The following is a 13,889-nucleotide window of genomic DNA, read 5'->3' on the forward strand; positions in this document are numbered from 1 at the left end:
GAAGTGCCGTGCGCCGAAGGGCCGTCCGGGACGGATGCGGCGGGCGGGGTCGAGGAGGTGCCGGCGGATATGACCGCCGCGGCTATGCCGCCCCCGATCAGCGCGAACGCGGCGACGACCGCGGCTCGGCGGCGGTTCCTGCGGCGCCGCTCGTCGGCGGGTTCCGGGGTGCCGCCGGGGGCGGAGTGCGGGACGCTGCCGGGCGCGGAGGGTGCGGAAGGCGAGGGCGGACCGGCGGGGTCGCGCTCTTCCGGGGGTAGCGCCGCCTCTGCGGGGGGCGTACTGGCCGAGGACGCGTCGGACGGGGAGGTCTTCGCGGCGGGCTCGTCCGCCAGGGGTGCCGCCTGCACGGCGGAGGAGGGGCGGGTGTCGCGGTCCGCGGCGGCCAACCCGGCTGCGGCAAAGGGCCGTTCACGGTCCGCCCGGCCCTCCGCCGCCGCTCCGGACCGCTCCTGGCCGACGGGCTCGCGGTCGCCGTCGGCCGGGCCCGACTCGGCTGCCCCGTAGGGGGGTTGGGGCTCGGGTGGTGTTCCGGCCGGTTCGAGGACGGCCGCGATCGGTACGATCGGCGGCTCGACGCGAGGGCGTGGGCGCGCCGCGGGTTCGGGCGCGCCGTCCGGCACCGTGATGGCGGCATCCGCGACGACATCCACGGCGGCGTCGTCCATGGGCGGCAGGTCGACCGGCGCCCGCCCGGCCGGGCCGCGCGGGTCGATATCGGGTGCGTAGGCACCGCAACCCGGGCACATGAAGGCGCCGTTGAGGGTGCGACGGCAAGTCGAGCAGTTGTCCGTCCGCGGGTGGTCCGAGCCGGTCGCATGACCCGGACGAGTCGACGGTGTGCTCATTGGCCCCGCTCCTCTCTCCGGGCTCCCGTTTCCCATGGGCCGCAAGGCTAGTTCACAGCGGGCCGTACTTCGGGGGCGGGGCGGATGCCCGCCCCCGGCGCTTCCCGTCCCGGTACGGCGGCGCGGCCCGAACAACGTTCGGGGTGGGTGGAGTTGGCGCCCGCCCGGGGCGTCGCACCGGTGGACCTCCGCCGGCTCGCCCGTACGACCTCAACCGGGCCTGCCACGGCGGCCGTTACCGCGATGTCATGGCGAAGCCTCGTCGGCACGCCCGGTGTTCACCCCGCTCGGGCTCCCCCGGCCGTCGGTCTCCGCCGCACGAAGGGCTTCCGGTGCCTGGTCCGGCAGGTGCGGCGGGTCCGTGAGGATCGGCGGGTCCGGGAAGATCGGCAAGTCCGGCAGGTCCGGGAGGTCCGGGAGGCGCCTGCCGAGGCGGGCGAGCGGGGAGCAGGCCAGGTACAGCGGGGAGAGGGTCATCGCGACGGCGGTCGCCAGCAGCGCGGCGCGCAGCCCGTAGCGGGCGGCCAGCCCGCCGCCGAGCAGGGAGCCGAACGGGCCCATGCCCATGCCGACGAAGTTGATGGTCGCGACCACGCGGCCCTGGAGCCGTACCGGCGTGACGGCCTGCCGGACGGCGGTGGCGGTCACGTTGACGAGCTGACTGAAGGTGCCGTAGAGGAAGTTGACCGCCATGAGCGCGGCGAGCGTGGCGGCGCCGGAGCCGTGGAGCGCGGGCACGCACAGCATCGCGCCGTCGGCGAGCGCCGCCGCGCCGACGAGCACCGCGCCGTATCCGAGCCGGGCCGGCAGCCGGGCGGACAGCGCGGAGCCCACCAGTGCGCCCGGACCCGTCGCCGCGAGCACCAGTCCGACCACGCCGCCCGACAGGTGCAGCGCGCGTGGCAGGAACAGCAGGTACACGGTCATCAGGGCGGCGAAGGAGAGCTGGAAGAGGGCTGACGCCGTGCCCACGGCACGCAGCGCGGGGTCACCCGCGACGACCCGCAGCCCCTCGCGGATCTGCCGCCACAGACCGGGCGCGGGCTCGGGCGTCGGCATGGACGCGGGGACGGACGCGGGGACGGATGCGGGCTCGGGCTCCGGCTCGGACCGCACTGGTCGCGGCTCGGCGCGCCGGACGCGGCGGATCGACAGGGTGGACAGCGCGAAGAGGAACACGCACCCCGCGACCGCGATCGGTGCGGACAGCAGCGACACCAACCCGCCGCCGAGCGCGGGCCCGCCGATCTGGGCGGCGGACCGGCTGCCCTCCAGCGCGCTGTTGCCCTCGGCGAGCCGGTCGCGCGGCACCAGCCGTACCAGCGTGGCCTGGTACGCCACGTCGAAGCACACCGACAGGGACCCGGCGAGGAACGCGACGGCGAGCAGCAGCGGAAAGCCGAGGCCACCGACCACGTACGCGAGCGGGATCGCGGCCAGCACGGCGGCCCGGCCGAGGTCGGCGAGGACCATGAACCGGCGGGACCGTCGGCGGTCCACCCACACGCCGATCAGCAACGAGAAGAGCAGGATCGGCGCCTGCTCGACCGCGCGCAGGGCGCCGAGCCGGCCGGGACCCGAGTGGAGCGCCACCACGGCGAGCAGCGGCAGGATCGTCCGCCCGGCCTGCTCGCCGAGTTGGGAAGCGGTCTCGCCCGCCCAGAACCGGCGGAAGTCGGCGTCCCGCCAAAGGGAGGAGCGGGAGGAGCGGGGAGAGGGTGAATCAACTGCGGTCGGCACGAGTGCCCCTTGAGTCGCGGAGAGCGGCGCCGGTTCCGGGGCGCGCGGGTGCCGCGCGCCGGGAACCGGGCAGGGAAAGGCTCGCTGTGCCGCTCTTCGACTTCAGGGGCAGCACGCGATGACGGGTCGGATGCGACCTACGGCGTCAACGCGCGCTTCGGTGACCGGGCACCTCAACTCTCCTTCGTGGACGACCGCCTCATCGTAGCGACGGGTCTTCCGCCCGGCGCGGGAGTTTTACTCCGCGCGGGGCACCTTCGCTCCACGCGGCACTTTCCGCCCCGGGCGGGTCGGTCCGCCGCGGCCGGGCGCGGTGGGCCGAGGATGCGCCCCATGGTCACCAAGAACTTCGCCGCCGCGTTCATCACGTTCTTCTCCGTCGTAGGGCCGCCCAAGGTGCTGCTGTCGTTCGCGCACCTCGCTCAGGTGCACGACCGCAGGCAACTGCGGCTGATCGCGCTGCTGTCCTCGGCCGTGGCGGTGGTGGTGGGCATGCTCGCCGGGTTCACCGCGCCGTGGCTGCTGAAGCTGTTCCACATCTCCCCGGCCGCACTCCAGTTGGCCGGCGGCGTCATCTTCTTCATCTACGCGATCAGCCTCGTGCTCGGCATCCAGCTCGGCCCCGACGGGCCGCAGGACGACCACCCCGACCTGGTGAGCGGGATCAGAGCGCTGCTGATGCCGTTCGTGGTCAGCCCGCTGGCGCTGACCGCGATCCTCATCGAGGCGCCCGAGCGCGACTCGTGGACCTGGCGCGGCACCGTCGTCGGCGCGTACGACACCGTGATCGTGCTGGACCTCGCCTGCGTGATCGTGCTCGCGCCGCTCCTGCGCAGGACCCACCACACCATCACCGAACTCCTCAGCCGCCTGCTGGGGCTGCTGCTCGCCGCGGTCGGCGTCGACTTGGTGCTCGACGGCCTGTCGGCGCTGGGCGTGCCCGGTCTTGGCCGCGGCGGGCACTGAGCCGCGGCGCTCGGCGTCGTGGCCGGCCGGCCGCGCGGGAGGTCAGCCGCACAGGCGGTCGCTCCACGGGCGGGGGCCGTACGTCGCGTCGACGGACTCCGCGAGCCATCGCCGCTGTGCGCCGTCCAGTACGGGCAGCGCGGCGGCGAAGTCCTCCTCGTCCTTGGGCCTGGGCCGGGCGGCCTTGTAAAACAGCTGGACCTCGGGCGCGAGATGGGGGATTCCGTCGGCGGAGAACGCGCCCAGCCGGTCGACGGCGCGCCGCACGTGGCGACTCCGCCGGGACCCACTCGCCGCCCTCGGCCTCGTCGAGCATGAACTGGATCCGCCACGGCTCGACGGCCCCGGGCGGCACCAGATGTCGTGGACGCCCACTGGCAGGACCTCGCCGTGCCGCCACGGCCGGAGCGTGCCGGGCGGGTCCGCCGCCCACCACTCCCACCCCGGCAACGTCTCCTGGATCGCCACTTGGTCGCGCCGCAGCAGCAGGACGTCCACGTCGCCGTGCGTACGGAACACGCGCCCCACGGCCGGCTCGATCGCATAGCCGCCCGCGATCCACCATGGGCTTTTCACCCTTGCGAACAGAGCGGCCACGTCGGCGGGCGATGCCGGGTCCCAAGGACTCCAAGGAGTCTCGGTGCGCGTCATGTCACCATCCTCGCCGACCCGACCCGACGCGCCCCGCCGCTAAGGCAGCTGCCGCCACGGCTCTCCGTGCTCCCGCTGCCGTTCCTACTACTCCTGCCGTTCCTATCGCTCCTGCTGCTCCTGCTGCTCCTGGGCGAGCAGGTCGAAGGCGAGCGCGCCGTCGAGCGATTCGCGGATGAGGTCGGCGTGGCCGGCGTGGCGGGCCTGCTCCTCGATCAGGTGGAGCAGGATCCAACGGGCGCTGCGCTTGCCGTCCTTGGGGAACCACGGGGCCTCGGGCAGCGCGACGAGCACATCGAGGGTAGGGAGTTCGGCGATCGCGGCGCGGGTCGCACGGCCCACCGCGTCGAGTTCGGCGAGGACGCCGGGCACGGTCTCGCCGGGCAGCAACTGGAACTCCGCCTGCCAGTCGGCGGCCATCCCGGGGTTGGCCTGCGGGCGGCCCATCAGGATCACCTGGACCCAATTGTGCTCGCAGTGCGCCGCGTGCTTGACCAGGCCGCCGAGCGACATCGCGCTCGCGCTGGGGTGCGCGGCGGCCTGCTCGTCGGTCAGCCCGCGCACCGCGCGCCGCAGCCCGCCGCGCTGCGCGTCCAGGAACGCCAGCAGCGCGTCCCGCTCGTCGGTCTCCGCCTTCACCATGCTCGGCATGGGGTTCCGCCCTTCGGTTCCGTTCGTCTTGACACCCCCGACCCTAGGAACCGATGCGGTCAGGTTCGGTCCGCGATCCGGGCGGGCCGAAGGAACGGGCAGCAGGAGCGAAACCCGGAACCGTGCGGTGCGGGTCAGCGGGGGCGGCGCGGGCGAGGGAAGTCGCCGTTGAGGATGCGGGGGGCGATGCCGCCGGGGCCGGCACCCGGGTCGGCGGCGCCGTCGCTGTATCCGTTGTCATCGGTGGCGGCCGGTGGCGGGCCGAGCGAGCCGTAGCCGGTGGCGGCCCAGACGCTCTCGCCCGCGGGCACCTCGAAGTAGGGGACGCGGCGGCCGTCGGGGGTGGTGTCGGTGAGCACCTCCGGGGCGCGGTGCTTCTCGACGGCCGTGGCGCAGTCCGCGCAGGCGGCGACCCGCAGCGTGTTGCGGCGGCCGAGCGGCCGCCAGACGAGGCGGCGGGCGGCCCGGCCGTGCAGCGGGTCGAAGAAGCAGAGCGGAAGGGCGTCGAAGCGGCCGTCGAAGGCGTCGCGGCCCTCGGCGACCAGGGCGAGCACGCCCGCGAGGTCGGGTATGTCGCGGGCACCGTCGAGCACCTTGCCGGCGGCCGCGTAAGCGTCGAGCGCGCGCCCGAGGCCGGGCCGGGAACCGGCGTCGGCGACCTCGACCGCCTCTCCGAGCGCGATCACCTCGGCTTCGGCGCGGCGCCGGAGCTCGGACTCGTCGGCGGCCTCCTCGGCCGCGAACACCTCCAGCGGGACGGCGAACGGCGAGGAGCGGCGGGCCCTGGCGCGCCGCCGCAGCAGCCAGGCGCCGCCCCCGCCCAGCAGGACGACGGCGGCGAGCGACCACACCACCGCGCTCGGCCCGGCACCACCCGAACCGCCCTTGCCGTGCTTCGCCTTCGCCGTGGTCGGGGTGCCGCCGAGGTCGGCGGTGGCCTGGCTGTACGCCTTCTCGCCGTCGCCGCTCGCGATCAGGTCGATCGCCTTCGCGACGCGGTCGGCGAGGCCCGCGCTCTTCATCTCGTCCATCAGACCGACCGCACTGGCCGCGTACATGGCCTGATGCGTGTCGTCAGGCCACTCCTGGCCGGTCAGCGTGTCGCCGAACTCGCCGTCCATGGTGATCAGGATGAGGTTGCTCAGCCCCAGGCGGTCGTGCAGCACCCCTTGGAGCACCGAGGAGTCGCCGTCGAACGCGTCGCCCTTCGCCAACGGCACCAGCGCGACCTTGATCGGCAAGCCGGTCCTGCCGATCTGCGTCACCAGTTCCTTCTGCCGCGCGGGCGGCACCGCGCCCGCATACGCAGGGTCGACGTACACCGGGGAGGCTTTCAGCGCGTCCGTGATCCGCTGCCCCGCCGTCCCCCCGGCGGCGGGCGCGCCGAGCCGCACCGGCGCCTGGAACTGCGCCTGCGCCTGCGCCTGGACCTGTGACCGCGCCTGCGCAGCACCGGCGGGCGCCGCGGCGACGAGCAGCCCGCCCATCGCCAACAGCCCGACCAGCAGGGCGAGTACGGCCGTCCGAGCCGTCCCCACGCCCGTGCGGGCGGCTACCGCATCGGCGGCCGACGGCAGGCGGACCGCAGGTGCGGGTGCGGGTGCGGGCAGCACGAGAGGGGTGCGGCTATTGGACATTGGTGTACTCCCTCGTGCCTGCGATCAACCGGGTGATCCCGTCGCGTGCGGTGGGCAACGGGCCCGGGGCGTCCTCGTACGGCCGCCAACTCCCGTGCGGGCCGGGCAGGAAGAGCAGTCGGCTGTCGAGCGCGTCCGGGCTGTCGGCCGCCGCGGCGCGGCAGCCGGCACAGGGGTGGCCGGGGCGGGCGGAGGCGCGCCGGGCGGGCGACCTGCGGTTGGTCGGCTCGGCGTTGTCGGCAGGGGCCGCCGCGCCGTGCAGCGGGTTGACGGTGCAGCAGTACGGGTACGGCCGCCCGGCGAGCGCGGCGCGGCCCGCCTGCGCGAGTATCGTCGCGGCTGCCAACTCCGCGGCCCGCGTGCCCGCGTCGCGTCCAGCGCCGTCGCCGTCATCTCCGTCACCGCCGCCGTGACCGTCGCCGCTGTTGCCGTCGATGAGCAGCAGCGCCGTGTCGAGGCAGTCCCAGGCGGTGTCGCGGTGCGGGTCGTCCGGGGCCGCGGCCGCGAACTCCGTTGCCAGGGCGTCTGTTTCACGCCGGGCGGCCTGTGCGAGGTAGGCGGTCGAGGCGTGCGAGGGCGCCTCGACGACCGCAGCGTGGCGGGGCTCGCGCCGCCTGCGCCGGGCGAGTGCGGTGCCCGTGTTGGTGCCCGCGGCGGTGAGGCCGACCAGGACGGCCGCGCCCAACGCGCCGATGAACAGGCCAGGTACGAAGTCGCCGTGGAACAGCCCGGGCAGCTTGTGGGCGGACACCGGCTCGGGGGGCTCGTCCGGGCCGGAGGACGGATCGGTCGCGGTGTGCGGGACCTTGGCGATGTACACCATGAGCTGGTCCAGCCGGTCGCCGAGGCGGTTGTCGTCGGAGGCGTCGTCCGAACGGTTGTAGGCGATCGAGGTCGGCAGGTCGAGGGTGAGCCGGAGGTCGTCGAGCGGGAGGCCGTAGTCGTAGACGTCGATGTTGCCGGTGAGCGGGTCCGCGACGACGTAGATGCCGCCGCTGCCCTTGCCGGCGTCGGTGCCGGGGGCGCCGCCGCCGTCGGCCGCGAGACGGGCGTGCACCGCGGTCACGAACGCCTCGGTGTCACCGGCCGATTCGTCGTCCGACAGTTGGGGCACCACGGCGATCCGGATCGGCCCGGTGCGGAACGCGGCGATCTTGCGGCGGAGTTCGACGAGCCGGGCCGCGTCGAGCACCTGGGGGCTCTCCGGGTCGGTGTAGACGGCGCTCTGCCGCAGGCCGGCCGCGACCCGGTCCACCCGGGTGGTGAGGTCGGCGTGGGTGGGCTGCGGGGCGGCGCTGTCGGTGGTCTGGTCGAAGACCTGGGGCGCCAGGAGCACGATGCCGAGGGCGAGGAGCAGTGCAGCGGCGAGCTCCGGCAGCGGCAGCCGGCGGTGCCCGCCGCGGGCCGTACCGGTCTTGGCGCCCTTCGCACCCTTGCCGTCCTGGGCGCCCTTGCCTGTGGCCTTGTCGGCCTTGGTGAGGTCTACGGCCGCGCCGCCGCCGCTACCACCACCGCCCGCGGCCCGAACGCGCGTCCGTTGCCGGCGGGCCCGGACATACCAGCCGATCAGCACCACCGCCAGCGGGAGGCCGGTCAGCGCGATGCCGGTGACGAAGCCTTGGTTGGCGCGGTCGGTGCTGTCGATGTAGTCGGGGGCGACCTCGCGGTCGGTGTTGCCGTACTTCTTCCGCAACTGGTCGGCGCGACGCGCGGCCTGCGCCGGGCCGGAGGCGATCGCCTCGGTGAACTCGCGGAAGGAGCGCAGTGGTCCCGCGTCGTACGGCACTGCGTACAGCGCGATCGTCCGCGCGTCGTCGGCGGGGGCGCGGACACCGAACGCCTTGGCGGCGGCCACGCCCATGTCGTCCACCTGGACATACAGCCCGTCGCGGCCGAGCCGGTCGTGCACGGTGCCCAGCAGGGCGCCGTCGAAGCCGCCGTGGTCGGGCAGCACCATGACGTACGTCGGCACGCCGGTCCTCTTCGCCAGCGCCGCGAAGGCGGGCGCGGTGGAACGCGGGACGACGCGCGGCAGTTGGTCGGTGACGTAGACCGGGTCGGTGCGCAGCGCCGCGGCGAGTTGTACGGACTGTGACAGGGGTGGCGCGCCACCGCCCACGTCGGTCCCTTTGCCCGGCCCCGGACTCGGACCCGACCCTGTTTCCGGTGCCGCGCTCGCGCCGCCGGCACCGCAGAGGAGCAGCATCATGCCGAGGACGGCCAGGATCAGCGCGGCCGCCCGCGTCGGCGCACCGCCGCGCGGCGACCGGCACGCGTCCGCTCTGCTCGTGTCCTCCATATGCCGTCTCCCCGTCGTGCCTGCACCCACCACGACTGTAGTTCCCGGCACCGACAACGTCCCGCCCGGCCTGCCGCACTGCACCGCGTCCCGGCCCGCGCACTCGCCATACCCCGGCCAACCCTTCGGCGTCCAGGGTGAGTTGGCCGACGCGTGCTGGTGTGCGTGATGCCGGTGGGGTTAGGGTCATGGCTGCCCGAGCCCGCCACCGACAGACCGCGCACGTGGCCGGGGTCGGTCCGCCAGGCCGCGCTCCGACCACCTTGGGGGTTTCCTGTGAACGCAACCGCACTGCGCCGCCGCGCGACCGCGCTGCTGATCGCCACCGCCGCCGCCACCGCGCTGGGCTCCGCGACCGCGCGGGCCGACGACTCGCCCGGCGGGTGGGTGGCGGCGGGCAGTTCGACGGTGAACTCGCTCACCGGCGGCGAGGGCATCGCCAGCCGGGCGGACGGCTCGCTGCTCACCCGGGGCCTGGGCTCGGTGCCGCTGCGGCTGCGGGTCCAGGGCTGGAACCACGTCGGCGACCCGGACATCGCGAACGGCTACGTCTTCGACGCGTACCAGGGCGGCGACGACGCCACCTCCAAGATGTTCGAAGTCACCACGCCGGCCGGGCAGTCGTACGACTACACCCACCCGCTGGACTCCGAAGAGGCGCTCAACAACTCCTTCGCCGCGGTCTCCCCCGACGCCCAGTGGCTGGTGGAAGGCGAGTGGGGCACCGAGACCCGGTTGCAGGTCTTCCCCGCGCCGCTGACCAATCCGTCGACGCCGAGCACCGGCGGCTCCCTCGCCCAGGCCGGGCAGATCACCCTCGACCACAGCGTCGAGGACATCCAGGGCTGCGACTTCGTCTCCGCCACCCGCCTGGTCTGCGTCTCCGACGACGCCACGAAGGACGTGCTCCAGGTCGACCTGCCGCACGCGCTGGACGGCACCCCGGTGACCGGGCAGGTCAGCACGCTCTTCCAGATCCCGCAGAGCAGCATCTGCTCGGGCACCTTCGAGGCCGAGGGCGTCGACTACGACCCGTCCGCCAAGCTGCTGCGGGTGGAGATCGTGCCGCCGAGCGTCTGCGAGGTCGCCACCACGATCTACGCCTACCGGCCGACAACCGGCTGACCGGCGGACTGTTCGGCCCCTACCCGAGTCGCAGTTGCCGGGCGGGGTCGAGGAGTACGCGGCCGCCGATCTCGATGGTGCCGTCGGCGCCGGGCGCGCAGAGGATCTGGGCGCCCGGCGCCTCGCTGACGTTCAGGGCCCGTTGCAGGTGGTGGGCGAGCAGCAGAGCGCCGGCGCCGGTGGGACCCGGGCCGAGCGCCGCGGTGCCGTGGCGTTCGGCGCCGACGACCCGTCCGGCCGCCACGTCGGACCACGCCCAGGCGTAGTGGCGTTCCTCGGCGTCGCCGATCGGCAGCGCCTCGACCAGCGCCGGAGAGCCGTACTGCCGCAGGGCGCACGGTGCCGCCCACTCGGCCTGCGCGGTGACCCAGCCGAACTCCCCGTCGTGCCGGGCGAACACGTCCCCCGTCGAGGGGATCTCCAGGATCTCGAGGTCGAGCAGCCAGGCCGCGCCGATCAGCGCGTGCGGGGCGAGTTCGGCGCCCGGCCCGCCCGGCCGCCCGGGCCGGTGCACCTCGACGGCGCCGCGCTCCGGGTCGTCCACGAACACGGTGTGCGGGCAGCCCAGTCGCGCGGCCAGTTCCTGGCGCGAGCGCTGGTCGGGATACGGCCGCCCGTCGCGTACGACGGCGACCTCGCTGCCATGACGACGGTCGGGGCCGCAGAGCACGGTCAGCACGTCGACGCTGGTACGGGTGGGTGGCACGGGAGCATTCAACCAGTCCGGGCCGTATCGCGGTCACCGGCCGTGTCGCGATCACCGGCCGTGTCGCGTTGCGGGCGGCGGGCCGGGCCGGGACAGTGGGCCCATGACTCGGACGGCGCAGACGGACCCGGTGGCGATGCTGGCGGTGGCGCTCCAGGAGGCGCGGGCGGGGCTGGCCGAGGGCGGTGTCCCGATCGGTGCGGCCCTGTTCGGCCCGGACGGCGAGTTGCTCGGCCGGGGCCGCAACCGCAGGGTGCAGGACGGCGATCCGTCGGCGCACGCCGAGACCTCGGCGTTCCGCTCGGCGGGGCGGCTGCGCGGCTACCGGCACACCACCATGGTCACCACGCTGTCGCCCTGCTGGTACTGCTCTGGCCTGGTACGGCAGTTCGGCATCGGCCAGGTGCTGATCGGCGAGGCGCGCACCTTCCACGGCGGCCACGACTGGCTCGCCGAGCACGGCGTGCGGGTGACGGTGCTGGACGACGAGGCGTGCGTCGCGCTGATGCGGGACTTCATCGCGGCGCGGCCGGAGTTGTGGGCCGAGGACATCGGGGAGTAGTCGGCCGGAGGCGCCACGGGGGCGGGGGTCCGGGATGCGGCGGCGCCCGAAGGACCGGGCCGGAGATCTGGATCTGGGTCTGGATCTGCCGAAGGTCGTCGGCGGCACGGGTGCCGGACCGCCCGGGAGCGTCGCGGGGCGGTCCGGCAGCCCAAGTGGGCTACAAGCAGCGAAACATGACAGACCGTCAGGCGAAGGCGTCCACTCCGGTCAGCTCCGCCGACAGGGCCCACAGGCGAGCCGCCTGCTCGGGGTCGATCGCGTACTCCTTGACGCCGGTGCGGGGGCCGCCGGGCACCGCGGCGGGCGCGATGTCGCAGTCCTCCAGGTAGACCCCGCCCTTGCCGTCGAGTTGGGGCGATGTGGCGGCGAAGACCTGGGTGGCGGCGCCCTGTTCGGGCGACTTGAAGCCGGTCGGGTTCAGCGGGTTGCCGTCCTCGTCGATCCAGCCGCGATCGACCATCTCCTGCTTGTCCAGGTGCCGTTGGAGCGGGGTGAGGATGCCGCCGGGGTGGAGCGCGAAGGCGCGCACGCCGCGGTCGCGGGCGAGGGCGTCGAGTTGGCGGGCGAACAGCACGTTGGCGGTCTTGGCCTGGCCGTACGCCTCCCACTTGTCGTAGTGCCCCTGCGCGAACTGGATGTCGTCCCAGCGGATCGCGGAGTTGTGGTGACCGGCGGAGGAGACCGCGACGACCCGGCCGCCGCCCCGCTCGATCGCCGGCCACAGCCGGTTGATCAGGGCGTAGTGGCCGAGGTGGTTGGTGGCGAACTGCGCCTCCCAGCCCGGGCCGACCCGGGTCTCAGGGCAGGCCATGACGCCGGCGTTGTTGATGGTGAAGTGGATGTCACGGCCGGTGGCGAGGAACCGCCCGGCGAACTTCTCGACGCTGTCGAGGTCGGCCAGGTCCAGCTCGTCCAGTTCGACGCCGTCGATACCGGCCAGCGCCTCCCGCGCGGTGTCGGGGCGGCGGGCCGGCACCACGACGTGCGCGCCGGCCGCGGCCAGCGCGCGGGTGGTCTCCAGGCCGAGCCCGGAGTAGCCGCCGGTGACGACCGCGAGCTTCCCCGACAGGTCGATTCCGCGCAGGACGTCGGTCGCGGTGCTGTCGGCGCCGAATCCGGATGCGATGGGCTGCTGTGGTGTGGTCATGTCTTCGAGGCTAGGAGCTGGAGTGCGCTTCAAGGCAAATGACTTCGCAGGATTCGCGGGATTCGCGGGATTCGCGGCGAACGGCTTCGGGTTTCACCGTTTCCGCCGCCTCAGCCCTTTCCGGGAGCGGGGCCGGGGCCGGGGCCAGGATCGGCGCCAGGATCGGGCTCCGGCTCTGCCGCGGCTCCGGTTCCGTTGCGGGAGAGCACGGCCGTGGCCACGTACGACACCACGACCGCCACGATCACCAGCGGCATCACCGTCAGGCCGTCCTTGCCGAGCAGGAGGGTGGCGAGCAGCACCGACGTGAGCGGCAGCCGCAGCATGGCGACGCTCATCGCCCCCATGCCGGTGGCGAACCCGGCGACCAGCGGCAGACCGGGCAGGTGCGACATGAGCACCCCGCCGGCCGCGCCGACGAACAGGGACGGGAAGATCGGGCCGCCGCGGAAGGCGCTCAACGACAACGAGTACGCCAGTCCCTTGCACGCGATCAGCAGCAGGAGCGTACCGACCGAGTACGTCGCGGCGTCGCTGAGCAGCGGGCCCATCGCGCTCTGCCCGGAGTAGAGCACGTCCGAGGCGGACTTGCCCGAGCCCTCCGCGTAGGCGATGGCCAGGCCCGCGACGGCCAGGCCGAACAGCACGGTGAGCGGCAGCCGGTGGCCCTCGACATGCCCGCGCAGCCGCCGCGCGAGCCACTGGACCCCGGCCGCGAGCAGGGCCGCGGCCAGCCCGATCAGCAGCGCCCAGCCGAATTCCGCCGCGGTGGGGTCGGCCGCCTTCGGTACGTGCGGCAGCTTGAGGGAGTACGTCCCGAGGCCCGTCCACGAGCCCATGCCGATGAAGATGAGCGAGCCGATCCCGGACGCGAGCAGGCCGGGCACGAGGACCGGGCCGAGCATCGGGCCGCCAAGCCCGGCCGCCTCCATCAGCAGGAACGCGCCCAGCAGCGGCGAGCCCAGCAGCGAACTGACCGCGGCGAAGCTGCCGGTGGCGCCGACCACCGCGTACGTCTGCGCGGGCAGGCCGGGTCGCAGCAGCCGGACCGATCCGGCGGCCAGCCCGCCGCCCAGCGCGAGCAGCGGCGCCTCCGGACCGAGCACCGCGCCGAAGGCGAGCGTGGCGAGGGCGGCGAGGAGGATGCCGGGCAACGCGGTCAGCCCGGGCGTGCCGGAGGCGGAGAACCCGTCGGTCGGCTCATGGCCGCCACCGCCGGGCAGGTGGCGTACGAACAGCGCGGTCAGTACGCCGCCGACCGCGAGCAGCGGCAACGGCCACCACAGCGGGGTCCCGTGGAAGCCGAGCGAGCGCGGCAGGTCGTGGTAGATCAGCGGCTCCAGTTTCTCGGTGAGCGCGAGAAAGCCGAACGCCGCCGCCGAGATCGGTACGCCGAGCAGCACCGCGAACGCCAGCAGGACGAGGTAGCGGCGGCTGCGCAACAGCGAGGCCGCGTCGGCCGCCGCACCCTTCCCGGACGGACCGGCCCCGGGTGCGCCCGCTCCACCACCGGGTCCCGATCCGCCACCGGGTCCCGATCCGCCACCCTCGCCC

At 74.3% G+C, this 13,889-nt stretch carries 10 protein-coding genes and 2 pseudogenes; 3 read left to right on the top strand and 9 right to left on the bottom strand.

Going from position 1 to position 13,889, the window contains the following annotated elements; genetic code table 11:
- Nucleotides 1-848 (bottom strand): annotated as a pseudogene (locus AC13HU_RS16200) (hypothetical protein); the annotation flags it as partial.
- Between the two features lie 246 nt (nucleotides 849-1,094).
- On the bottom strand, nucleotides 1,095-2,588 hold the full coding sequence (locus AC13HU_RS16205; RefSeq protein ID WP_483042574.1) for an MFS transporter: 1,494 nt from the start codon (nucleotides 2,586-2,588) through the stop codon (nucleotides 1,095-1,097).
- A 333-nt stretch (nucleotides 2,589-2,921) separates the two neighbouring features.
- Here AC13HU_RS16205 and AC13HU_RS16210 point away from each other — a divergent pair, with 333 nt between their 5' ends.
- A complete protein-coding gene (locus tag AC13HU_RS16210; protein ID WP_483042575.1) occupies nucleotides 2,922-3,554 on the top strand; it encodes a MarC family protein in 633 nt (210 codons plus the stop codon).
- A 42-nt stretch (nucleotides 3,555-3,596) separates the two neighbouring features.
- Here the strand turns inward: AC13HU_RS16210 and AC13HU_RS16215 are convergent.
- The 4 genes and pseudogenes from AC13HU_RS16215 to AC13HU_RS16230 all read right to left on the bottom strand — a co-directional run bounded on the left by AC13HU_RS16215 (nucleotide 3,597) and on the right by AC13HU_RS16230 (nucleotide 8,792).
- Nucleotides 3,597-4,205: pseudogene (locus tag AC13HU_RS16215) on the bottom strand (nucleotidyltransferase domain-containing protein).
- A gap of 102 nt (nucleotides 4,206-4,307) precedes the next feature.
- On the bottom strand, nucleotides 4,308-4,856 hold the full coding sequence (locus AC13HU_RS16220; protein ID WP_483042576.1) for a DinB family protein: 549 nt from the start codon (nucleotides 4,854-4,856) through the stop codon (nucleotides 4,308-4,310).
- Nucleotides 4,857-4,990: 134 nt separating this feature from the next.
- The gene (locus AC13HU_RS16225) at nucleotides 4,991-6,493 is read right to left on the bottom strand and encodes a hypothetical protein (RefSeq protein WP_483042577.1); all 1,503 of its coding nucleotides are present in this window, start codon (nucleotides 6,491-6,493) and stop codon (nucleotides 4,991-4,993) included.
- Nucleotides 6,483-8,792, bottom strand: coding sequence for a hypothetical protein (locus AC13HU_RS16230; RefSeq protein ID WP_483042578.1), 2,310 nt, complete (start codon nucleotides 8,790-8,792; stop codon nucleotides 6,483-6,485). Before AC13HU_RS16230 ends, AC13HU_RS16225 begins: the two co-directional genes overlap by 11 nt.
- A gap of 276 nt (nucleotides 8,793-9,068) precedes the next feature.
- Between AC13HU_RS16230 and AC13HU_RS16235 the strand changes: the two genes are divergently transcribed.
- Complete coding sequence (locus AC13HU_RS16235; RefSeq protein ID WP_483042579.1) at nucleotides 9,069-9,917, top strand: hypothetical protein; 849 nt, start codon at nucleotides 9,069-9,071, stop codon at nucleotides 9,915-9,917.
- A 19-nt stretch (nucleotides 9,918-9,936) separates the two neighbouring features.
- Here the strand turns inward: AC13HU_RS16235 and AC13HU_RS16240 are convergent, their stop codons facing one another.
- Entirely contained in the window at nucleotides 9,937-10,623 is a 687-nt protein-coding gene (locus tag AC13HU_RS16240; RefSeq protein WP_483042580.1) for a PhzF family phenazine biosynthesis protein, read from the bottom strand.
- 103 nt (nucleotides 10,624-10,726) lie between these two features.
- On the opposite strand from AC13HU_RS16240, the gene AC13HU_RS16245 reads away from it, so the two are divergent.
- Entirely contained in the window at nucleotides 10,727-11,185 is a 459-nt protein-coding gene (locus AC13HU_RS16245; RefSeq protein ID WP_483042581.1) for a nucleoside deaminase, read from the top strand.
- Between the two features lie 187 nt (nucleotides 11,186-11,372).
- Here the strand turns inward: AC13HU_RS16245 and AC13HU_RS16250 are convergent, their stop codons facing one another.
- On the bottom strand, nucleotides 11,373-12,335 hold the full coding sequence (locus AC13HU_RS16250; RefSeq protein ID WP_483042582.1) for an SDR family NAD(P)-dependent oxidoreductase: 963 nt from the start codon (nucleotides 12,333-12,335) through the stop codon (nucleotides 11,373-11,375).
- Between the two features lie 110 nt (nucleotides 12,336-12,445).
- Nucleotides 12,446-13,777 (bottom strand): chloride channel protein, encoded by a 1,332-nt coding sequence (locus tag AC13HU_RS16255; protein ID WP_483042583.1) that lies wholly within the window; start codon nucleotides 13,775-13,777, stop codon nucleotides 12,446-12,448.
- Nucleotides 13,778-13,889 lie beyond the last annotated feature (112 nt).

It is taken from the genome of Streptomyces sp. NH27, assembly GCF_056859195.1.